The sequence below is a fragment of the Allocellulophaga tsushimaensis genome, from assembly GCF_055383085.1.
The window spans coordinates 761480-783920 of sequence record NZ_AP039451.1; the positions used below are offsets into that span (position 1 = coordinate 761480).

Below are 22441 nucleotides of genomic sequence, written 5' to 3' on the forward strand. Positions count from 1 at the left end.
TAGGCGGGTGCAAATATACTGCTAATTACTCAATACGCAAACGTTTTTTATAGAATTATAAACTGTTTATTGTATTTCTAGTTTTTACTATTAAAAACTGCTAATTAAACAGCACTATATGCATGGTATAGATTACATTATAATCAGAATAATCACAACAAAAAAAAGTTGATTCCAAATTTACTATAAAAAAAAAGTATTTTTGTGTAACAAAAAATAAACACACAATACTAACAGCATGCAGATTGCAATAAATAAAAATAAAAGTCTGCATTTCAAGGACTAATTTAAATGTAATTAAAATGAAAAAAAAATTAACGCTAACTGCAGTATTACTGCTCTTTATTGCAGTTACAATCAAAGCTCAAGAAGTAGCCTATGAAGAGTATGATTTAGCTAATGGCTTACATGTAATTCTTCATCAAGATAACACAGCACCGCTAGTTACAACATCTGTAATGTATCATGTAGGTGCAAAAGACGAACAACCAGATAGAACAGGTATGGCTCACTTTTTTGAGCATTTATTATTTGAGGGGACAGAAAATATAGAAAGAGGAAAATGGTTCGAAATTGTTACCTCTAATGGAGGGCAAAATAATGCTAACACTACTGATGATAGAACTTATTATTACGAAGTGTTCCCTTCTAATAATTTAAAATTAGGATTATGGATGGAATCTGAACGTATGCTTCATCCAATCATTAACCAAATTGGAGTAGATACACAAAATGAGGTAGTTAAAGAAGAAAAAAGACTACGTGTAGACAATAGCCCTTATGGAAAATTCATAGAGAATATTAAACTAAACCTATTTAAAAAGCACCCTTACAAAGGGACAACCATAGGTAAAATGGCACATTTAGATGCTACTTCTTTAGAAGAATTTCTAGCTTTCAATAAAAAGTTTTATGTTCCTAATAATGCAGTTTTAGTTGTTGCAGGAGATTTTAAAACTCTTGAAGCTAAAAAAATGATAGCTGATTATTTTGGTGATATTCCAAGAGGTGAGGACATTTCTAGAAATTTTCCAAAAGAAGATCCAATCACAACACAAATAAATGCTAAAGCTTATGATGCAAACATTCAAATACCTGCATCCATGATTGCTTATAGAACACCAGGGTTTAAAGAGCGTGAAGCTTATATTTTAGATATGATTTCTAGCTACCTAAGTAGTGGTAAAAGCTCTAAACTTTATAAAAAAATGGTAGATGAGCAAAAACAAGCTTTACAAGTAGGCGCATTTAATCAAACACAAGAAGATTATGGTATGTACATTGTTTTTGCATTACCAGTGGGAGAAACAAGTCTATTAGATTTAACAACAGAAATGGAAGAAGAAATTGCTAAAGTAAGAAATGAATTAATTTCTGAAAACGATTATCAAAAACTACAAAATATATTTGAGAATCAATTTGTAAACTCAAATGCTAGTGTAGAAGGTATCGCAAACTCTTTAGCAAGATATTACATGTTATACAAAGATACTAGTCTTGTAAATAAAGAAATAGAAATTTATCGTTCTATAACCCGTGAAGAAATTAAAGAAGTAGCAAACAAATACTTAAATCCTAACCAAAGAGTGGTTATGGAATACTTACCAGAAGAAAAAACAGCAAATTAAATTACTATGAAAAATTTATATACCACATTTGTATTAGCTTTATTTGCGCTAACTGCTACCGCTCAAGTAGACAGAAGTGTAATGCCAAGCCCAGGGCCATCTCCTGAAATAAATCTAAAAGAACCGCAACGTTTTGAGTTAAAAAACGGACTTAAAGTAATGGTCGTAGAAAATAGAAAACTACCTCGTGTTTCTATACAATTACGTATTGATAATCCTCCAATTGCTGAAGGCAACAAAGCTGGTGTCGCTAGTTTTGTTTCTAGCTTATTAGGGAATGGATCTACTTCTATTGATAAAGATACCTTTAATGAAGAAATAGATTTTCTAGGTGCTCGTGTCAATTTTGGATCTCAAAGCGCTTTTGCAAGTTCTTTATCTAAATATTTTCCAAGAATATTAGAACTAATGGCAGATGCAGCTATACATCCAAATTTTACACAGGAAGAGTTTGATAAGGAAAAAGAGAAAATCTTAACTGGTTTAAAATCACAAGAAAAGAACGCTACAGCAATCTCAAGAAGAGCGCAAAGTGCACTTGCATATGGTAAAGCACACCCTTATGGTGAATTTACTACTGAAGAAACGGTAAACAATGTAACATTAGCAGATGTAAAAAAGTTTTATAGCAATTATTTTGTCCCAGCAAATGCTTACCTAATTGTGATCGGTGATGTTAATTTTAAAGATGTAAAAAAGTTGGTGAAAAATAATTTCACTTCTTGGACTAAAGCTACTCCACCATCTTTTCAGTTCTCAAAACCTTCTGATGTACAGTATACCCAGATTAATTTTATAGATGTACCAAACGCAGTACAATCTGAAGTTACAGTACAAAATTTAGTTGATTTAAAAATGAGTGATGCGGATTATTTCCCAGCATTAATAACCAATCGAATCTTAGGCGGCGGCGGCGAAGCACGTCTTTTCTTAAACTTAAGAGAAGATAAAGCGTATACCTATGGATCTTACTCCAGACTAGGAGATGATAAATATGGCCCTGCTAGATTTAGTGCTTTTGCTCAAGTTAGAAATGCAGTTACCGATAGCTCAGTAGTTCAAATTCTTAGTGAGATTGATAGAATTATAACAAAACCAGTCTCAGAAAAAGAATTGGCAAATACAAAAGCTAAATATATTGGCAACTTTATATTAGCTCTAGAACAGCCTGCAACTATAGCAGGATATGCTCTTAACATAGAAACAGAAGGTTTGTCTAAAGACTTTTATAAAACATACTTAGAACGTATTAATGCTGTTACCATTGCAGATGTACAAAAAGCTGCTCAAAAATACTTTAGCACCAAAAATGCTAGAATAGTTGTAGTAGGCAAAGGAAGTGAGGTTTTAGAAAATTTAGAGAAAGTTACTTTTAAAGGTAAAAAAGTTCCTATGTTTTATTATGATAAAATGATTAATAAAACAGAAAAGCCTAATTATAGCGCAGCTATTCCTGAGGGTATGACAGCTAAAACTGTTATTGACAACTATATTAAAGCCATTGGTGGTAAAGATAAGGTTACTAACGTTTCTTCATATGCAATGTCTGCAGAAGCAGAAATGCAAGGCATGAAATTAAATCTTGACATTAAAAAAACCACAAAAAACCAATACATGCAAGATGTAAAAGTTATGGGGAATTCTATGAGCAAGCAAGTTGTAAATGGAGACAAAGCTTATGTTATTGCACAAGGACAGCGTAAAGATTTAGAAGAAAAAGACGCTGCAAAATTAAAAGCAGAGTCTAACCCTTTTCCAGAGTTGGTAGATGTAAATAATGCAACTTTAGAAGGTGTTGAAGAAGTTAATGGTAGTAAAGCATATAAAGTAAAGTTTTCAGATGAAAAAACATCTTTCTATGATGTGAAAACTGGCTTAAAAGTTCAGGACCTAGTTAGTGTAGAAATGCAAGGGCAAAAAATTATTTCCACATTTAATTATTCAGATTACAAGGAAGTATCTGGAGTTAAATTTCCTTTTATTTTAGCACAAACTATGGGACCTCAGAAATTTGATTTTAAAGTACAAGACATTAAAGTTAATGAAGGCGTTTCTGATGCTGATTTTGAATAAATAGCATAAATCACCCTATTAAAAAAAGCATTTAAAGCTACAATATTAGCTTTAAATGCTTTTTTATTTTTTTGAATCATTAGTGACATACTGTTAAAAAACACCTAATAAATCTATTCCTTTGTAAGCAAAATAAAGTTTGTTCCTACTAAGTAATTGTAATTCTATAAAAACAACATTATGACATATACAACACCTTCATGCCTTATAGAAAAGGAATTCATTGTTAACATTCAATTTTCGAACAAAGAAGTCTTAAAAAATAAAAAACAAAAAAGTTTACGTGCTTATTATCTTAAAAGAGCAATGCAATTGGGTAATTTATTAAAAAACAAAGTGAATATTTATTTTAAAGATCATGAAGATAAACTAATGCGCGTATACACAACTATTTGGGGTATTACCACTAATGAAATTATTTTAAAACAAGGTATAACTATTCCTAGAAATAGCGTGGTATATGTAGATTAAAAAAGTACTTCTAAGACAAATTCTTTAGGGATAAAAACTGAAAATGAGGCTTCTTATTCTTATTTCAGTTTTTCTTTTGGTTTTTTATTTACCATATACACCCCACCTAGTACTACAATACCTCCTAAAAATTGTAGTATACTAATTTTTTCATCATCTAAAACTCCTAAAAATACTGCTACAACAGGAATAGTATAGGTTACAGAAGAAGCAAAAACAGGGCTTGAAAGTTTTATGAGTTTATTAAAAAATAAGCTAGCCATGGCTGTTCCTATTACAGCCAATACTGCCACATACCCTATAGCAGCTTGCATTTTTGGACTTTCCCAAATTTCAGAGAAAAAATTAGTGCTAATCAGCAAAGCTAAACCAGGTAATAAGACCAAACTAAAACTTGCTGTAGTAACAGCCATTGGCCCTAAATGTTGCAAATGTTTTTTAACTATATTAATATTAAAAGCATAACCTAATGCAGAAACTAAAACAAAAATACTATACCAATAGTTCTGATTTGGGTTATATTCCATACCAGCTACAATTAAAACAACCGTTCCTAATAGCCCAATAAAAACACCTAAAACTTGTCTTCGCAAAATTAAAGTACCAAATAAAAGAACCCCAACTAAAGTAGTAAACAAAGGCGCTACAGAGTTTAATATAGAAGCCACACTGCTGTCTATTTGTGTTTGCGCAACTGCAAAAAATATAGGTGGAAAAAAAGAACTTAAAAAACCTGCTAATGCTATCCATTTCCAATCTTTCTTCTGTACTGTTTTAAGCTTAGGAAAGCCAATAATTAATAAAGAAAATGCTGCAATTACAATTCTTAATGTCCCCAATTGCATAGCAGAAAGACCTAGTAATCCTTTTTTGATGAGAATAAAAGAAGAACCCCACACTAATGATAAAAGAATAAAAATGAACCATTTTTTTTGGTAATCCGTCATGGAGTAATCATAATTTTAAGGTTGCTTTTAGCCTTCTAAATTAGAAACAATTATTTTTTTACAAAGGTGATGTTTTTATACTAATTATATAAATTAAATAAAGTACATTATTCTACTTAAAACCAAGAAACTATAAATCTAGGGCTACGATACGCCCTATAAATAACTTGTTTAAGAACATTTCTATCCTTATAAAGTCATAAAAAACATTGTATTTTTGTAATGATAGAAATGTTTCATCTATTTATATCATAAAAATTAATATTTAGTTCATATCATGAAAAAAATAGCACTTTTAATTAGCCTTATATTACTTACTTTCTCTTGTAAGGAAGAAAAAAAAGAGCCTTCTCAAATGACACAAATCATGAAAATACATGATGAAGTAATGCCTAAAATGAGTGTTTTTAGTGAATTAACTAGTAAACTAGAAGACAAAAAATCCGAAGATGCTTCCAATAAAGCAATCTATAAAGCAGCACAAGATTCTATTAGTCATTCGCATGATTTAATGATGACCTGGATGCTCCGTTTTGTAAAGCGTTTTGATGAGGATGAAATTTTAAGAGGAAAAGCGCTTTCTCCTAAAAAACAAAAATGGTTGGATGAAGAAGAAATTAACGTAAAAAAAGTACGCGATAAAATTAATAAGGCTATAGCCAATGCAGAAGAACTTACAAAGTAAAGTATCCTTATCAAAGTTATTGTATTCTATATATACGCGCTACTAAAAAACTTATACAATCATGTGAATAGAATTTCATTTATCATATGAAATAAATTCATAAACTCTTTATAGAACATTAATACTTAAGAAATGAACAAACTTATACTAGCACTATTTTTACTTTTATCTTTTATATGTTCTGCTCAAAAAGTTACTATAAAGTATCATAAAGACACACCCGAAGTTGTTTTTGCTGTTCATGATCTGGTAAAAGCATTAGAAACTCACAACTATACTATTGCAAAAAAAGGGAAAATTAAAATTGAATTTAAATTAACTCCAGAATGTTGCAATCCTGAAGGTTTTCAGATACAAAACAATAGCTCAAAAAGCATTAGCATACAAGCGACAGACGCCACTGGTTTAATGTATGGCGGTTTAGAGTTAGCAGAGCAAATTAATACTGGAAATCGTTTAGAAAGCATCCCATCAATTACTCAAGAACCTTATTTAGAAAAGAGAGGTATTAAATTTAATATTCCATTAGACATCAGAACGTCTAGTTTTGATGATTCTGGATCTGCTGCGCAAGAAAATATTGCAGAGATGTGGAATTTTGAATTCTGGGAAGCATTCTTTGATACCATGGCCAGAAATAGATACAATGCAATTACCTATTGGAATGCTCACCCATTTTCTTCTATGGTAAAATTAGATGATTATCCAGACATTGCTTTTAATGATGTTTTAGGCACTACCATAAACCCTATAGATAAGCCTTACGCATGGAATGTTCCTGAATTAGCGAATATAGAACCCAATCAAAATCAGAAAACACTCTTAAAAATAACCATAGAGGAGAAAATAGCCTTTTGGCAAAAAGTGATGAAACACGCCAAGAATAGAGGTATTGACATTTATTTTATTACATGGAATATTTGCTTAAATGGTGCAGCGGTACCAGGGTCTAATAAAGACGTTGGAGACAAAAAAGGGAAATATGGTATTAGCAATGATTTTGAAAATGAGATTAGTAAAGACTATCTCAGAAAATCTGTAAAACAATTTCTAATCAATTACCCAGATGTAACAGGTATAGGAGTAACCGCTGGTGAAAACATGCGTAAACCCATGGATGCCGATGATCAGGAAAAATGGTTGTGGGATACCTATGGGAAAGGGATTGCAGATGTAAAAAAACTACAGCCAGAAAGAGAGATTAAATTTATTCATCGTGTTTGGTGGACAGACATGAAGAAGGTTGACAAATATTGGAATACGTATCCAGATCAGTTCGATTTAAGTTTTAAATACGCCAAAGCACGTTTATATTCTGCACCGAACCCTACTTTTAGTGATGAATTGGTTGCATTTATGGCCGAAAAAAATATGAAAGCTTGGTGGAATATCCGTAACGATGATATTTATATTCATCGATGGGGTGATCCAGATTTTGTAAGATCATATATGACGAGTTTTCCAGCAGATCAGACTGTTGGTTTTCACATGGGGTCTGATGGTTATGTTTGGGGAAGAGAATTTATTAGTAAAGATGCTGAACTATCAGGAGAATTAGAGATTAACAAGCATTGGTACAAATTTTTACTTTGGGGAAGACTGGGCTACAATCCTACTATTCCTAATACACATTTTCAACAAATTATAAAAACAAAATTTAAAGATACAGATGCAAAACTACTACAAGAAACTTGGGCTACGGCCTCTAAAGTAATCCCAGAAATAAATCGCTTTCATTGGCGAGACTGGGATTATATGTGGCAACCAGAAGCTTGTATGAGTGGTAGTAAACTTAGATCTGTAGACGATTTTAGGATCACAGAAACCATGAAAGGATCTCATACGCTAAACCCTAAAGCATATGTTACCGCAACACTTTCTAGAACAGCTATAAATAATTCTAAAACACCCTTAGATATTGCAGATAATTTTGCAACCTATGCTAGAAAAATAAAGCCAGACCTTAACACTCTACTTAGTTATAAAAACGCTAAAGAACTAGAAAATACGCTATTAGACATCAAAGCAATGGCCGCCTTAGCCACGTATTATGAACATAAAATAAGAGCTGCTGTAGCTTTAGAATTTTATAAGGCTACTGCGGATAAGGCTCATCAAAAAAATGCTTTAGTCTATATGAAAACGGCAACTGAAAGCTGGAAATCTTATAGCACCATTAATACGCCAAGATATAAAAAGCAAAATTTTGCAAGACTCGGTAATTTTGATTTTGAAGAGCAATTACAAGCTGTTTTAAAAGATGAAAAAATTGTATTAGAGGCTAAAACGTATGCTGAAGAATTAGAGGAAAAATAATGAATTACAAGCTTCTAAATGTTAAAACATCTGAATTATCAGAACTTACAAAGGAAATTAGCTTAGGTGCTAGATTCATTATTTTTACCTATAGAATTGGTTTAGGGGTAATTTCTTTACTCAGATTTTCACCAGCCATCTTAATAAAAAGAGAACATGATATTGCTATTTTTAGAAAAAAATATAATCTATTAAATTTAGTATTTGGACCATGGCATCTTTTTACAGGTCCTTTTTTAACCTACAAAGCATATAAAACAAATCAAAAAGGAGGTATTGATGTTACAAAAGATATCATGACAAATATCACTCAAGAGTCGCTTTTAAAAAATGAAGTTGAGATTATTACTATTCATAACATATTTTCAAAAGTAACGGAAACAGATAAGCGTGACATTATAAAAGCATTAAAGAAAATTGACTTACAAATAGTCCCCCTAAAAAAAGTATACTTAGGATTATTTATAAATGTTGATGAAGATGTGGAACCCTATTTTGTAATTGGAATTGAACAAAAAAACAATAGTAGTTTAAACACAGAACACATTAAAGACTGCTTAAACAAAGTATTCTATAAACATGTAGTATTCGAAATTTTTGATATCACAAAAGATATAGAATATGCAGAAAGGATTATTGAGCAAGGTGAGTTAATTATTGAAAAGTAAATAATCTCGTGGCAAGCCCAAAAGATATTAAAAGAAAAATCAATATTGATTTCTAAGCAATCGTCGAAGTATTTTAAATCTCGATTATCAAGTAAATCACCGATGCATCTGATCTAAAATCTCCATCACCTCAATTTTTTTACGAACAGAAACAGGAACATTTTCACCATTTTTTAAAAGTAAATAACCACCATCTGTTTTTATATAGGCGCTAATACATTGTAGATTTATGAGATGACTCTGATGCACTCGCAAAAACTGATAGCTTTTAAGCATATCAGCAAAATATTTTAGAGTCTTCGTTACAAATATTTTTTTTCCATTTTCTAAATAAAAAATAGTGTTATTGCTGTCCGATTCGCAACGCACAATATCATCAAGGCTTACGATAATAATTTTATCTAATGTATGTAATGATATTTTATCTGGTTTTTGTTCTGGAGCTGCTAAGGTATCTTTTAAAATCTCTAAACGCTCACTAGTAGGTTTTATCTGTTCTTTAGCTCTACTAATCGCTAACGCTAAATCTTCTTTCCCATATGGTTTTAACACATAATCTATAGCAGCAAATTTAAAGGCTCTAATAGCATACTCATCACTGGCGGTAACAAATATAATTTTTGACTTTAGTTGTGGAAAGATTTCTAAAATATCAAAACCTGTACCATCACCTAACATAATATCTAAGAAAAGGATATCTGGCTCTGTTTTTCGTAACTTTTTAGAAGCTTCAACTACACTTTGTGCGGTATCAATAATTTGTATTTCGGGGTGTTGTGTTTCTATATCACTCTTCAATAACTGAAGCGCATCTGGCATATCTTCTACTATAATTGCTGTGAGCATAGTTCTAATAATCGGTTTCTATGGGTATTTTAAAACAGATTTGTGTTCCTAATACCATATTATTTTTATCTTTTAATTCTTTAGTTTGCAAAGCATCTTTTCCTGAAATAAATTCTAATCGCTCTTTGGTAACTGCTAATGCAACTGATTGATGATCTGTTTTTGTTTTTACCTTTTGCGACTGAAAAATACCTATTCCATTATCTACAACTTCTCCATATAAAAAATCTCCTTCAGTATAAAACTTCAGGTTAAGTTCGCCTTCTTTATCTCCTTTTAAAATTCCATGACGAATTGCATTTTCTACAAATGGTTGTATGAGCATTGGTGGCACTAGAATTTCTTCTGTATCTTGAGCAGTATCAACAGTAATAGTATATTTAAATTGTTTTGTTGCCATTAATTGCTCTACTTCTATATAATTTTTTAATGTTTTTATTTCTTGTGCTAAACTTATAGTTTCCTTTCTAGAATTATAAAGTGTTTCCCTTAATAAGGTAGCAAAAGTATTTATGGTAGTATTCATTTTTTGTGGATTATGAGCTCCCATTGCTTTAATTCCGTTTAAAACATTAAAAATAAAATGCGGATTCATTTGCAAACGCAATGCTTTTTGCTCTAGTGTAAGCAAATCGTTTTCTAATTTTAATTTATGTTTTTCCGCTCTATTTTTTTTCTTTAGCCTTTTTACATAAAGTAAGGTAATACTTCCTAAAAGCAATATAGCAAACACCAATAAAGACCATAAAAACCAGGCTTTTTTATACAAAGGACTTTCAATAAAAAACTGAAAATGAATGGGCTCACTTTCCTGATTTTGATAATTTCTGGCTTGTGCAGTAAAGGTATGTGCCCCATATGCTAAACCAGGAAGAATTTGCCGATTAGATTTTGACCATGGACTCCAAGTAGCATCGTTTAATTTAAACCTGTATTGTAAGCTATTAGGATGGTTTAGATCTACCGTTTTATATTCAAAAGCCATTTCTCGCTGGGTAGAATTTAGCACCAATACTTTTTCACTATTATTTGTCCATTCTTTATAATTAAGGCTATCTACCGTTTTATAAGCAACCTCAACTTTTTCAAAGTAAAGCTTTGGTTTGGTTTCTTGTATTTCATTTTTACTTCCTTGGTATTCTGTTAAACCATAGATAGCGCCAAACCATAAATGTCCTTTTTCGTCTTTTGCAACAGCATTTAAACAGGTTTCTATTCCAAGGAAACCATCATTTCTTCCAAAATGAGTTAACGCTTCTATTTCGTTTTCTAAATTCAGAGAAATTCTATCTACTCCTCTTTGGGTGCCGGCCCAAAGAAATCCGTTATCATCAAAAATTAGTTGATATATAGTATTAGAATAGGATTGTTTTTTGCTGTTGAGTTTTTTAAAATTTAATGGCTCTTCTACATTTGCAGACCAAATACCACTACCAGATGTTCCAATATATAGCATGTCATCTTTAAAAAGTAAGCTTACAATACTTACTTTTTGTGCTAAAGCTGCTCCTATATGTGTTATTTTATCGTTTTTAATATAGCCTAAATGCCCATTTTTAGTAGCATACCAAATACGTCCTTTAGCGTCTTCTTTCATGTCTGTAACATACAAATCTTCAACACCTTGTTTTTTAGTGAATTTCTGGTGTATGTTTACTTTTTTGGTATCCGAATCATAGGTGAATTTTATAATTCCACTAGAATAAGTAGCTGCCCAAACGGTATCACTTTTTAGTATAATTTTACTAATCCAATCAGAAGGCAAGCCATTTTCTATAGCAATAGCATGGGTAGTTGTTTTTGGTATTAGTATTGGTTTGTTAATACTATCAGGAATCTGGCTACTTAACACAGGCAGCGCTAACTTAAAAGTATCTACTATAGTTTCTCTAAAAAGAATTCCTCTACCATCTGTTCCTGCCCAGATATTTCCTTTTTTATCAGAAGCAATTGTCTTTATTTTTACGCCTGAAAAACGATTGTCTTGTTTAATATGATGAATTCCTAAAGAATCTATTCTAGTTAGCCCAGCTTCAGCACTAGACAGCCATATATTTTTAGATGTAGCATGTACAGCATATATTCTATTCTCTTTTAAACCTGTTTCACGATCATAGTGCTTAAAATTATTTTTAAAATACTTGTAAAAACCGCCTCCAGATGTAGCAATCCAAATGCTCCCTTGCTGATCCGTAATACTTTTACGGATATGCGATACTTTTAATCCAATTTTACGGTCTAAACGCTCTTGTTCTGTATAGTTATCTATATTAATAATAGACAAGCCATCGTTGTCCGTAGCTACCCAAAGTTCATTGGTATTATGTATCGAAAGATTATTAATACGCAAGGGTTCTCGCAATAATACATTAGCCTCTTTTCCTTTGCTATCTAACACCAAAATACCATCATTAAATGTAGCTGCAAACAGTTTGTTCTTATGAACTGCTAGAGAAGTAAAATTGTTTTCTTCTATGGCTATAATTTTTTTTGGATTGGTTATTTGATCTACTTTCCAAAGCCCCTTATCTGTAGCGATCCAAAACCAAAGCCCATCAAAAACAATATCTTTTACCACACTGGCATCTATAATTGTATTGATGTTTTGTTTATATAAGGCATGCGTTTTAGTATATGCGTAAATTCCTTTTTCGGTTGCAATGTAGAGTCCTTTTCCATCAGAAAAAAAATCATAGATCTGTGGCCCTACTAAATTTAAAAAGTTGTCTTTAATTTTTATAGACAATCCATTTTGTGTTCCTATAAAAAGGCTGTCATTTTTATAAGAAAGTGCGTTGATATAGTTAGACCCTAAACCATCACTAACCGTAAAGGTTTTAAAATCTTCTCCATTAAACCGAGATAGTCCACCACCTTGCGTACCTAACCATAAATAACCAATATCTTCTTGGATAATATCGTATACTTGAGATTGTGGCAAACCGTCTTCTAAGCTATATGCTCTAAGCTGACTATTTTGTGCAAGGAAAATACCACTCACAAAAAAACAGAGTAACAATAAAATGCATGATTTTGTATTTTGCAAAAGCTTGGTTTTTTTTATACTTTAAAAGTACAATACTTTAAGTATTGGTTTACTCAATAATCGAGATTTAAACGCTCCTAGGTTTGCCCTTATATTTTTAAGTTTTCCTTACGAACATCTTTTGGACCAACCCTGAGGTCCTTATATTTTTTTAAACGGAAAAGTTACTATAATATTTGATACAAAGAAGTATCTTCTACATCTGGTGCGCGGTATGCAGCTACTTCATCAGAACGCATAATTGGTTCTAATACACATAGCACAGTTGTTTTTCCTTTAATAATTAAGGTGTTATCTTTAATTACAGATTTCCATCTATACTTTTCAATAGGAATTCCCATTTTAAATAGTGCCATCCCTAACTCTTCATTTTCAGCAATCCAATCTAATAACTCATCTCTATCTTGTGAAGCTGGAATCTCCGAAATATCATTAAAATTAAACTCCCACTCTACTGGAATATTAAACTTATAACTATAAACCTCTCCAGAATGCCCTTCTTTTCTTGTTTTTAATGCGGTAAACCAATCTATCTGAGTATCTGGATATTTAGATTTAAATTCTTTTGATAATTCTAATGGTCCTGGTGATTCTGCAGTAGGGTAATAGCCATAATATGGCTTTGCTAAATAATGTTCTGCATAGGTACCTCCAAATACATTAAAAAATGATGAGGCATATATTTTAGGGCTTTCTTTTGTAGAAAATGCTGTTTTTAAAGTTTCTAATAATGCTAGGTTTTCGCCTAAGCCACAAGAATGGAAAATAATTTTTGTATTAGCTGTAATTCCATTTTCTACATTTGGAATTTCATTTTTTACTTTAGTAATATTTGCTGTAGTGATACGCTCCCCTGCTGGCTTTGTTCTTAAAGATATCCCACGCCAAGCATTACTATGGCTAACGATATGAATTTCTGAATAATTGGTATTACTAGAATTTTTATTTAACCAATTATTAATTTCTTGTAGCGAATATAGGCCATCTATGACTTCTTTTTTTTGAGCAACAAAATAATTTTTAGCATTGGTATAATAGCTGTTTTCACCCTCATCAAAACCTGCAATAAAGACAATTGTTTTTTCTTTTTTTAATTGGGAATTTTTGATGTTTGTACTGTTTAATTCATCTGAGTTTGCACAACTCATTAAAAAAATACTTGTAAATATGCTGATGATGTAATTCTTCATAGTTTTTTAGTTTAACATTTACTATTTTAAACATATTCCAAAAAGCGCTTCAAACGAGTTTTCTTTATTTATGATCAAAAAACAACTTTAAAGTCTCTTTAAGGTCTAAATCCTAACAAAAGAGCAGTCTCAGAAAACCAAGACTACTCTATAGTCAACAATCAAAGCTTAGTTTAAAGCAAGCTCATCAATCTTAATTTCGTAGTTTACTACCACTGGTTCTTTTACCGTTTTTACTAATGCAGTACCATCCCATTTTAAGAATACACTTGTAGCTACTCTTTCTATTTTATCATCTTCATAACCTTCATATTCAGAATCTGCTACTTTAGAGCTTTTTCTAATAATCATATTACGTTCGCCATTCATATCAGAAGGAAAAATAAACTCTTCGTATGCATCTGCTATTTCTGTTTTACTGCCTTTTAGGGTAGCTACTTCATAAAACCGATTTCCACTCCAAAAAACATAGGTATCACCACTCTGACTTTTATTCTCTTCGCATGGAATATGGAGTTTTATAATATCACTTACATTAGTTACCCCTTTATTCCCTATACTCATTACTTTTTCCGCATCAATTTCTTCATTAGATGCAAAAACAAATTTTCTAATCTGTGTATCGTTTCTAAAGGCTCTAATCTGATAGGTTTTCTCTAAAACACCATCTTCATTTACTTGAACCCCTGCAGCTCCAAAAACAAATTTTATATTTCCATTTGCCTCGCTTCCAAATGCTTTTTGAGCTATAAAACCACCCCAGAGCCATCCTATTTCGGCATCTGTTTTTACTTTATACCAACTACTGGTTATCCCATCTAAAGTTTCGGTTTGGATATCTTTTTCTAAAACAGTTAATTTAGTGCCTATATCTAATTTTCCCCTTCTGGCACATAGGGTTGAGGCGCAATCTCTTAAATACACTTTATCTGCAAGTAAATAGTGATTTTTTACCTCTTGTTTAGACAAATTGTTTTCTACAGTTTGGAATTGTACTTCCTGTTGTGTAGCCTGACCAAACATATTTGATACTGCTAACACACAAACCATTACTAATACTCTTGTTACATTTTTCATAATCTTTGCTTTTTTAATTGTTAGACTTTATTTTTTAGTATGCAGATCAGTACTTAGATCTGTTTCCTTTACTCAAATATACTAGGTGTCTGCACTATAATTAGAGCTACTTTAGTATCCGTAGTCAGCCATCTAGAATTCGTAAAAATCATAGCAATTACCTCTCTTTTAGTTAAGATGATTAGCGATTCTTTATATATTATTATTTCATGAAAAGAAAAGGTAAAAAGCTTTATATGAAATAACTGTTATATAAAAAGGAATAGCGTGAGAAAAGGTTTCCTAAAAAATCTAGTATTCCCATTTTTTAGCTTTTTCAGATAACCTCTTGCTTCTAATGACTTTAAAAACCAAAATCCCGCTAAAAAACGGGATTAGTCCAATTTGCACTATTGAGTTTCATCAATAAAATGAGTATAAAACCTACTCCCCAGCTACTTCCATTTCAAAATCATCATCATTCCAAATATGGCTTTGTAATACAATGGCGTCTTTTACTTTAATATCTTCTGTATAGCTTACTTCCGCTTTTACAATAGTACCCTCCACACCATACTTTTGATTTGGAAATAAGTATTTAAATTCTAATACAGGCCCATCACAATAGCCATTATCTAATCTTGGCAAGGCAACAACTTCTGTATCGGTAACCATATAGTAATACGATTCTACATATACGCAACATGCTACATATTCTACATCTACTTTTAACACCTCTACTACTCCATCTAAAGCTGGGTTTTCTAATATAGATATCCTAACATCTTCAAAAGTGTCTTCTTCTATTGTAAAAGCTCCTATACTTTTATTAGGGTCTGTAGCACTTACTATAGTTACATGGTATTGTGTGTAATCATCTCCTTTATCTTTAGCACTTGTGGTTAATTTATATTTTTCTGTTCTTTTAAAATCTTGTGCTGTAGTAAATTGAAATCCGAATACTAGTGTGATAATAATTATTAAATTTTTCATGTTTTGTTTTTTTAGTTCCTGACCTTCATCAGAATAAATGAATTTGTTTTGCTTGACCAAAAGTACTAGCCCTTTGCATCTAAATTTGAGCGGTTTTAGGATTCGTAGCGTTTCATCTAGAATTCGTTATTAATTGAGTTTTTTAATTCTTATGTGTATTTATTAAAAAGCAATACAAAAAGAAAAACCCACAAGATTTTAAACATCTTATGAGCTTTCTCCTTCTAGTTCCCCCAAACTAGAAGTATCAACAACTAAATTTTCTTAAACTGCCCTTAGAACTTTTGGGCTATACTCTAAATAAGAGATCTAAAGCGGTTTTTTTAATACTGAGACCTAAAAGGCGCAAGCATACAACTTAATGTTATCATTTTTGTAAGGTTAAAGTCATTGCTTTTTTACAGGACAATGCTTTTATTTTTGCAAATAGTGTTGTTAGTTCTTTCTTAACAACCCATTGGTTTTTTTCTAATACGGAAACACTTACTATTTTACCCTCTGCATTAAATTGTATCTTTATTGATTTGTAGCGATTTAAAGAATTTGTTACACATTTTCTATATAAAATTTTGAATTCCATAGTTATTTTTCTTTTTTCTGATTTTTCAACAACTCCTATTATTTCAATAGAATAAGAACTTTTAAGGCTTGTTTTTGCTTTAATTTCTGCTGCTGCACCTACCGCACTATTTTCTACATGTTGTGGCATGGGTAATGGTTGATTTATTTTCCTTAAACTACCATCAGCATTTACTATTGCTTCATCTACTGCTACAAATGAGGTGTATTTGGTTAATAAATTATACTGTAAACCCAAATTGATTACTTCTTGTTTTACATCATCGGAAAAAAGGCGTTTGTAATCATCTAATTCTTCAATCTTTTTACGTGCCCATAAATAGCGTAATGCTTGGTTCTTTTTACTTTTATTTGCATTAGAAACTTTAAATTCTTGTTGAAATCTCTTCTTCCCTTTATATCCTGTTATGCTAATTTTGCCTGCTGCTTTTCCTTTGTATTTTCCATATACCAATATGGGTCTGCCTGAAAAAACATCTGGAATACGAGCTGGTGCAACATCATACACATCAAAACCTTTGGCTTCTGCTTTTATCTGTGTTAATAGTGGTGATGCAATGTATTTTTTAAAATCTTGAGCAACTTTTTGCGCCTCATCTTTTGTAGTAGCAATAAAAGCTTCTGAATGTGACACTTTTGCCATGCCTTCTATTAAATAACGGTTAACACTAGATCCTATGCCAAATGTGAATACGTTTGCTTTGTCTAAATTATTCTGAATCAGCTCAAAAGCTTCTTTCTCAACACTCACATAACCATCGGTAATTACAACCATGGATCGTGCGCTAGTCATATCTTTTCTTGGTAATTGATAGGCAGTTTGTAAAGCGCTTAGTAATCGTGTACCACCACCGCCTTGTCCGTCCGAAAGAAAACGAATAGCAGCTTCTATATTATTTTTATCTACCACAACTGGCGTTCGGCTAAACATGGTGGAACTCGATGCAAATAACTGTACGTTAAAAGTATCTGTAGGTCTTAAATTGCAAAGTAAATTCCGCATTAGCGCTCGTGATACTTCTAATGGATACCCATTCATAGAACCAGAAACGTCTACAATAAATAGGTATTCTCTAGACGGAATATCTTGCTGCTTTACTTCCTTTGTTGGCTCCATCATAAAGGCGAAGAAATTTTCATCTTCGTGTTCATACAACAACAAACCAGACTGTATCTCATTTCCTCTTAGGCTGTATTTTAAAATAAAGTCTCTATTGGCAGGGTTTATTTCGCTTTTAGATAAAAATACTTCTGCTGCGCTTACATCTACATAATTGATATTTACCTTGTGTGTAACACTGCTTATATTCTGAATAATCATACCTGCGTTAAGACTCACCGTCATATCAAAATCAAAAGTGTCTGCAATGCCTTTTTTAGTATAAGGTTGATGAAATGTTTCTTCTGAAACAGTCTTTTCTCCTGTAAATCTTGGACCAACCACACCTGGCGATACAAATTGATATTCGCCATTAATCGGTATCAACATTTCTGTATAGTAGATATCTATTGCCACTTCATCATTCGGCATAATATTACCCACATTCATTTGGAATACATTTGGGCGTTCTTGATCTAATTTAGCGGCTCTTTTTCCTTCTTTTATAGCTGTATCATATACTTTTTTTGCCTCTTGTTTTTCAAATATTTTAGCGTTTATGGTTCTGTCCCCAATAGTCATCTGCATTTGATGTACTGCTGCTGTTACTGCCATCGGAAACACATATTTTGCTTCTATAGGTGTATCTCCTTGGTTATGGTATACCTGTGTAATATGTACATGCGCAATGGTTCCTGAAATTTGCACAGCTGTTTTAGATGATTTTAATGGAATTTGTGCATTTTCTGTAGCAACTGACAAATACGGACTGTCTGTTTTTTGAGCATTACCTAAAAAGCATATGCTTAAAAAGAGGAAAAGGATTAGATTTTTCATGCTATCGATTTTGAGTTTATAATTTGATTATAAACCAAATGTAAATCGATAATGAAGGGTTATTAGTGGTGTTTTAGAATTCGTGTAGGATGGTCTAGAATTCGTTTTTAGAAATGATGTTTAAGGAGGTCAATACATAACACTTGTATGAGTAATTAAATTAATTTTCAATTTTCTCTATTGTCTCTTTAAATAAGCCTAATAAAAATTTTAGTTTTTCAGGATCTCCTGCAGCGGTAAATTTTTGGTCTTTAATTTTAACACCATACCAATCTTGTTTTCCGTTTTCATTAAGAATCCAATCGATACTCATATACGCTAAAGATGTATTAGAGATATCTATTTCTACTTCCCAACCTGGATTCTCTATGGTTGTTATTTGGATCACTTCGCCCTGTTCCCATGCTCCATCACAATTATCCTTAAACCAATTCTGGATCCAATCTAAAATATCTATCTGCATGCGGTATTAAAATTAAAATATCTGCTTTCTACTAAAAACCTACTCCTTCCACCGCAAAGTTTCCATAATACTGCGCATATCTTGCTGTAAATACGCTGCCGCTGGCAGAATAGAATCGTAATTGGGTTTTGCAGAAAAATAGATAGAACCTGTTACAAAATGGTTAATACTATCGGTAACGTAAAACTGTGATTGTGATGCGGCATTGCCTATAATCTGAAAATAAGCACCGTATACTTTATCCTCTTTATTTTCAAAAATTCTAGGTTCAATTCTATCTGCCTTTGCTTTATGCTCATAAGAGCGTTTTTCTGCATCTCTGATCATACTATTTAAATCGCCATTAATTTTTTTATAAGACAAAAAAATAGCACCTTTCATTTCTGGGTAAGACAAAACAATTCCTCTAGCATTTTCAATTTTGGGTTCTGCTAATGTATTGTAATTAAAAGTAAAATTATTTGTCTCTAAAGTGCCTTCTTCTCCTGATGGATATTCTAAACGCAGCATTGCGTTTGGTTTTGGTAAAGGCTGTTCTTCCTTGCAACTGCCCAGAACTACAAACAGTAAAAACAGCATACAAAAATGGGGTTTACGCATTAGGCAATGTTATTTTTATTTGCTTTAATCTTTTTTTATCTAAACTTTCTACTATAAAAATATAGTTTTTAAAGGGTACTTTTTCTCCTCTTTTAGGAAAACTACCTGCTAGCTCCAAAACAAAACCTGCTATGGTTTCAGACTCGCCTTTTTGCTCTTCAAAATCTTCTTCATCTTCTATTTTAACTACTTTATAAAAGTCTTTCAATGTTGTTTTTCCATCAAAAACATAATTATAATCATCTAGCTTAGAATAAATCAGATCTTCATCATCAAACTCATCACTAATATCCCCTACAATTTCCTCAATAATATCTTCTAATGTAACAATGCCTGAGGTACCTCCGTATTCATCTACTACTACCGCTAAATGATTCTTTTTCTCCTGAAATTCTAATAATAAATCATCTAATTTTTTATTCTCTGGCACAAAATAAGGTTCCCGTATTAATTCTACCCAATTAAAATTCTTTCTATCTATATGCGGCAATAAATCTTTTACGTACAAAACACCATCTATTTTATCCATATGTTCTGTAAAGACAGGAATACGAGAGTAGCCTTTTGTTTTTATTTCTTGCAATACTTCTAAAAATTTCATTTCGGAATTTAATGCAAAAATATCTATTCTGGGGCGCATTACTTGCTTGGTATCCGTATTGCCAAAAGAAACAATACCTTCTAAAATTTTTTGCTCTTCTTTTGTGGTATCACCCTCTGAAGTAAGTTCTAATGCCTGCGACAACTGATCTATACTTAAGCTAGATTTTTGTTTTCCTAATTTATCATACAAAAATAGTGTTCCTGCACGCATTGGCATGCTTAAGGGGGTAAAGAGTACATCGAGAACCTTTAAGGGATATGCCATAAAGTGAGAAAAACTTTTCTGATTACGATTGGCATATACTTTTGGTAAAATTTCTCCAAACATTAATATTAAAAAGGTAATAACCACCACTTCTAATAAAAACCGAATTGATATAAAATCTAAAAATATATAATTAATATCTGAAAAGAGTGTGTCTCCTATAACACTAAACAATAATACAATTGCAATATTTATGGTGTTGTTTGCAACTAATATGGTTGCTAAAAGCTTTTTGGGTTTTGCTAATAATTTTACAACGATATTCCCTTTCGTTGTTTTTTCTTCTTCAATTTCATTAATATCTGTGGCAGATAAGCCAAAAAAAGCGACTTCTGCTCCGGAAATTAAGGCAGAACAAAATAACAATACTAGTAGCACAGCTGCTCTTATGGCAAAAGCACTATCTAAAACAATAAAATTTAAAATACAACTATAGGGGTCTGGGTCCAAAGTCCAAAAAGTTTAATTAAAATGGTAAATCATCATCTTCTACAGATTGCTGGGCAGAAGGTGTTGGTGTTGGGGCTTGTGTTACAGATTGCTGCTGTTGTGGCTGTGCCTGCTGCACTTGTTGAGGAGTAGCTTGCGTAGTATTCCCCATACTCTCTTTTTTAGTGGTTAAAAACGTAAAATCTTGCACATGTACTTCGGTTGTATATCTAGGATTTCCATCTTCTCCTTGCCATTGTCTGTTTTTTAACCTTCCTTCTACATACACTTTATCTCCTTTGCTTAAATACTTCTCGCAAATTTCTGCGGCTTTATTACGGATTACTATATTGTGCCAATCTGTATTAGAAACTCTTTCTCCCGTTTGTTTATTGGTATAGGTTTCATTAGTTGCTAATGGAAAACGACCAATACAATTACCGCCTTCAAAATAATGCATTTTCACTTCATCTCCTAAATGTCCTATTAACATTACTTTATTTAAAGTACCACTCATTATATTTTGTTTTAATTTGATTGTATTGTATAAAATAATAGCCCAAAGGTTAAAGCATACTATTACATCAAAAATACTAAATTTTAAGCGTTTTTATAAAATCTGCAATTAAAATAGGTACAGGGTATTCTTCTATTTTTTTTAAGCGAATTCCTTCTTTTAAAATACCATCGGTTTTTAACACCCAAAAAAAGGTATGCAAATGTTGATGTGATAGTTTATGCACTATTTTATGCTCATTATATTGATACATTTCAGAGAAGGTATAAGGCAGAACTGTTGCAGCATTTTCCTGAATCTCCTTAATACCAACTTCTTTATCGGTTTCTAAAAGAGGAAATTCATATAAACCTTGCCATATTCCTTTTCCAACACGTTGCTTAAGAATAGTATTATTATGAGCATCAATAGGAACAATATAATTAAAATACCGATTTCTAACTTTTGTTTTTTTCAGTTTTACAGGAAGCTCTTGTACTTTTCCTTCTTTTAAGGCTACACAACTCTCTCGTAAGGGGCAATACATACAATATGGTTTTTTTGGAGCACATTGCATTGCGCCAAATTCCATAATACCTTGGTTATAATCTCTACTATTTTTAGTATCCATTACTTCCCTTGCCAACGCTTTAAAATATTTTATTCCTTTTGGTTCGTTTATTGCTAAATCAATTCCAAAATAACGTCCTAATACCCTATACACATTACCATCAACCACTGGTTCTGGGGCATTAAAGCAAATAGAAGCAATTGCACTTGCTGTATAGTCCCCCACACCTTTTAGTTTTAGCAGCCCCTCATAAGTATCTGGAAATTTACCATTGTATTGCGTTACTATTGTTTTTGCGGTAGCGTGCAAGTTCCGTGCCCTAGAATAATAGCCTAAGCCTTGCCATAATTTAAGCACTTTTTCTTCATCGGCTTTAGCCAAATCGTATACAGTAGGGAAGTTTTGTATAAATTTTAAATAATACGGAGTACCCTGAGCTACTCTTGTTTGTTGCAGCATTATTTCGGATAGCCAAATATTGTATGGGTTTCGTGTACTTCTCCATGGAAGTTCACGTTTATTTTCGGCATACCACTGTAATATTTTTTCGGAAAAAGACATTTAAAATAAAATATAAACC

18 protein-coding genes are annotated in these 22441 nt (G+C 31.9%); 6 read left to right on the top strand and 12 right to left on the bottom strand.

What is annotated here, in order from left to right:
• The first annotated feature begins 302 nt into the window (after window positions 1-302).
• The 3 genes from ACZ451_RS03400 to ACZ451_RS03410 all read left to right on the top strand — a co-directional run bounded on the left by ACZ451_RS03400 (window position 303) and on the right by ACZ451_RS03410 (window position 4172).
• A complete protein-coding gene (locus tag ACZ451_RS03400; protein WP_464215687.1) occupies window positions 303-1628 on the top strand; it encodes a M16 family metallopeptidase in 1326 nt (441 codons plus the stop codon).
• A gap of 6 nt (window positions 1629-1634) precedes the next feature.
• On the top strand, window positions 1635-3701 hold the full coding sequence (locus ACZ451_RS03405) for a M16 family metallopeptidase (protein WP_464215688.1): 2067 nt from the start codon (window positions 1635-1637) through the stop codon (window positions 3699-3701).
• A 180-nt stretch (window positions 3702-3881) separates the two neighbouring features.
• Window positions 3882-4172 carry a hypothetical protein gene (locus ACZ451_RS03410; RefSeq protein ID WP_464215689.1) on the top strand — a complete coding sequence of 97 codons (291 nt, stop codon included), beginning with the start codon at window positions 3882-3884 and terminating at the stop codon, window positions 4170-4172.
• Between the two features lie 59 nt (window positions 4173-4231).
• Here ACZ451_RS03410 and ACZ451_RS03415 read toward each other — a convergent pair whose 3' ends face one another.
• Entirely contained in the window at window positions 4232-5119 is an 888-nt protein-coding gene (locus ACZ451_RS03415; RefSeq protein ID WP_464215690.1) for a DMT family transporter, read from the bottom strand.
• Window positions 5120-5396: 277 nt separating this feature from the next.
• Here ACZ451_RS03415 and ACZ451_RS03420 point away from each other — a divergent pair, with 277 nt between their 5' ends.
• The 3 genes from ACZ451_RS03420 to ACZ451_RS03430 all read left to right on the top strand — a co-directional run bounded on the left by ACZ451_RS03420 (window position 5397) and on the right by ACZ451_RS03430 (window position 8788).
• Window positions 5397-5804 (top strand): hypothetical protein, encoded by a 408-nt coding sequence (locus tag ACZ451_RS03420; RefSeq protein WP_464215691.1) that lies wholly within the window; start codon window positions 5397-5399, stop codon window positions 5802-5804.
• 132 nt (window positions 5805-5936) lie between these two features.
• Window positions 5937-8120 (top strand): hypothetical protein, encoded by a 2184-nt coding sequence (locus ACZ451_RS03425; RefSeq protein WP_464215692.1) that lies wholly within the window; start codon window positions 5937-5939, stop codon window positions 8118-8120.
• On the top strand, window positions 8120-8788 hold the full coding sequence (locus tag ACZ451_RS03430; RefSeq protein WP_464215693.1) for a hypothetical protein: 669 nt from the start codon (window positions 8120-8122) through the stop codon (window positions 8786-8788). The genes ACZ451_RS03425 and ACZ451_RS03430 overlap by 1 nt, the downstream gene beginning before the upstream one ends.
• Before the next feature lie 96 nt (window positions 8789-8884).
• Here ACZ451_RS03430 and ACZ451_RS03435 read toward each other — a convergent pair whose 3' ends face one another.
• The 11 genes from ACZ451_RS03435 to mutY form a co-directional block, all read right to left on the bottom strand.
• Window positions 8885-9634, bottom strand: a complete 750-nt coding sequence (locus ACZ451_RS03435; RefSeq protein ID WP_464215694.1) for a LytR/AlgR family response regulator transcription factor — start codon at window positions 9632-9634, stop codon at window positions 8885-8887.
• A 4-nt stretch (window positions 9635-9638) separates the two neighbouring features.
• Window positions 9639-12680 carry a ligand-binding sensor domain-containing protein gene (locus ACZ451_RS03440; RefSeq protein ID WP_464215695.1) on the bottom strand — a complete coding sequence of 1014 codons (3042 nt, stop codon included), beginning with the start codon at window positions 12678-12680 and terminating at the stop codon, window positions 9639-9641.
• 167 nt (window positions 12681-12847) lie between these two features.
• Entirely contained in the window at window positions 12848-13870 is a 1023-nt protein-coding gene (locus tag ACZ451_RS03445; protein ID WP_464215696.1) for a hypothetical protein, read from the bottom strand.
• 168 nt (window positions 13871-14038) lie between these two features.
• Window positions 14039-14947 carry an SH3 domain-containing protein gene (locus ACZ451_RS03450; RefSeq protein WP_464215697.1) on the bottom strand — a complete coding sequence of 303 codons (909 nt, stop codon included), beginning with the start codon at window positions 14945-14947 and terminating at the stop codon, window positions 14039-14041.
• Window positions 14948-15370: 423 nt separating this feature from the next.
• On the bottom strand, window positions 15371-15919 hold the full coding sequence (locus tag ACZ451_RS03455) for a hypothetical protein (RefSeq protein WP_464215698.1): 549 nt from the start codon (window positions 15917-15919) through the stop codon (window positions 15371-15373).
• A gap of 367 nt (window positions 15920-16286) precedes the next feature.
• Window positions 16287-18434 carry a VIT and vWA domain-containing protein gene (locus ACZ451_RS03460; RefSeq protein WP_464215699.1) on the bottom strand — a complete coding sequence of 716 codons (2148 nt, stop codon included), beginning with the start codon at window positions 18432-18434 and terminating at the stop codon, window positions 16287-16289.
• Between the two features lie 160 nt (window positions 18435-18594).
• Window positions 18595-18897 carry an immunity 53 family protein gene (locus tag ACZ451_RS03465; protein WP_464215700.1) on the bottom strand — a complete coding sequence of 101 codons (303 nt, stop codon included), beginning with the start codon at window positions 18895-18897 and terminating at the stop codon, window positions 18595-18597.
• A 39-nt stretch (window positions 18898-18936) separates the two neighbouring features.
• The gene (gene gldD, locus ACZ451_RS03470) at window positions 18937-19476 is read right to left on the bottom strand and encodes a gliding motility lipoprotein GldD (RefSeq protein ID WP_464215701.1); all 540 of its coding nucleotides are present in this window, start codon (window positions 19474-19476) and stop codon (window positions 18937-18939) included.
• 13 nt (window positions 19477-19489) lie between these two features.
• On the bottom strand, window positions 19490-20815 hold the full coding sequence (locus tag ACZ451_RS03475) for a gliding motility-associated protein GldE (RefSeq protein ID WP_464215702.1): 1326 nt from the start codon (window positions 20813-20815) through the stop codon (window positions 19490-19492).
• A gap of 16 nt (window positions 20816-20831) precedes the next feature.
• Window positions 20832-21311 (bottom strand): single-stranded DNA-binding protein, encoded by a 480-nt coding sequence (locus tag ACZ451_RS03480; protein ID WP_464215703.1) that lies wholly within the window; start codon window positions 21309-21311, stop codon window positions 20832-20834.
• 76 nt (window positions 21312-21387) lie between these two features.
• Window positions 21388-22422 (bottom strand): A/G-specific adenine glycosylase, encoded by a 1035-nt coding sequence (gene mutY, locus ACZ451_RS03485; protein WP_464215704.1) that lies wholly within the window; start codon window positions 22420-22422, stop codon window positions 21388-21390.
• Window positions 22423-22441 lie beyond the last annotated feature (19 nt).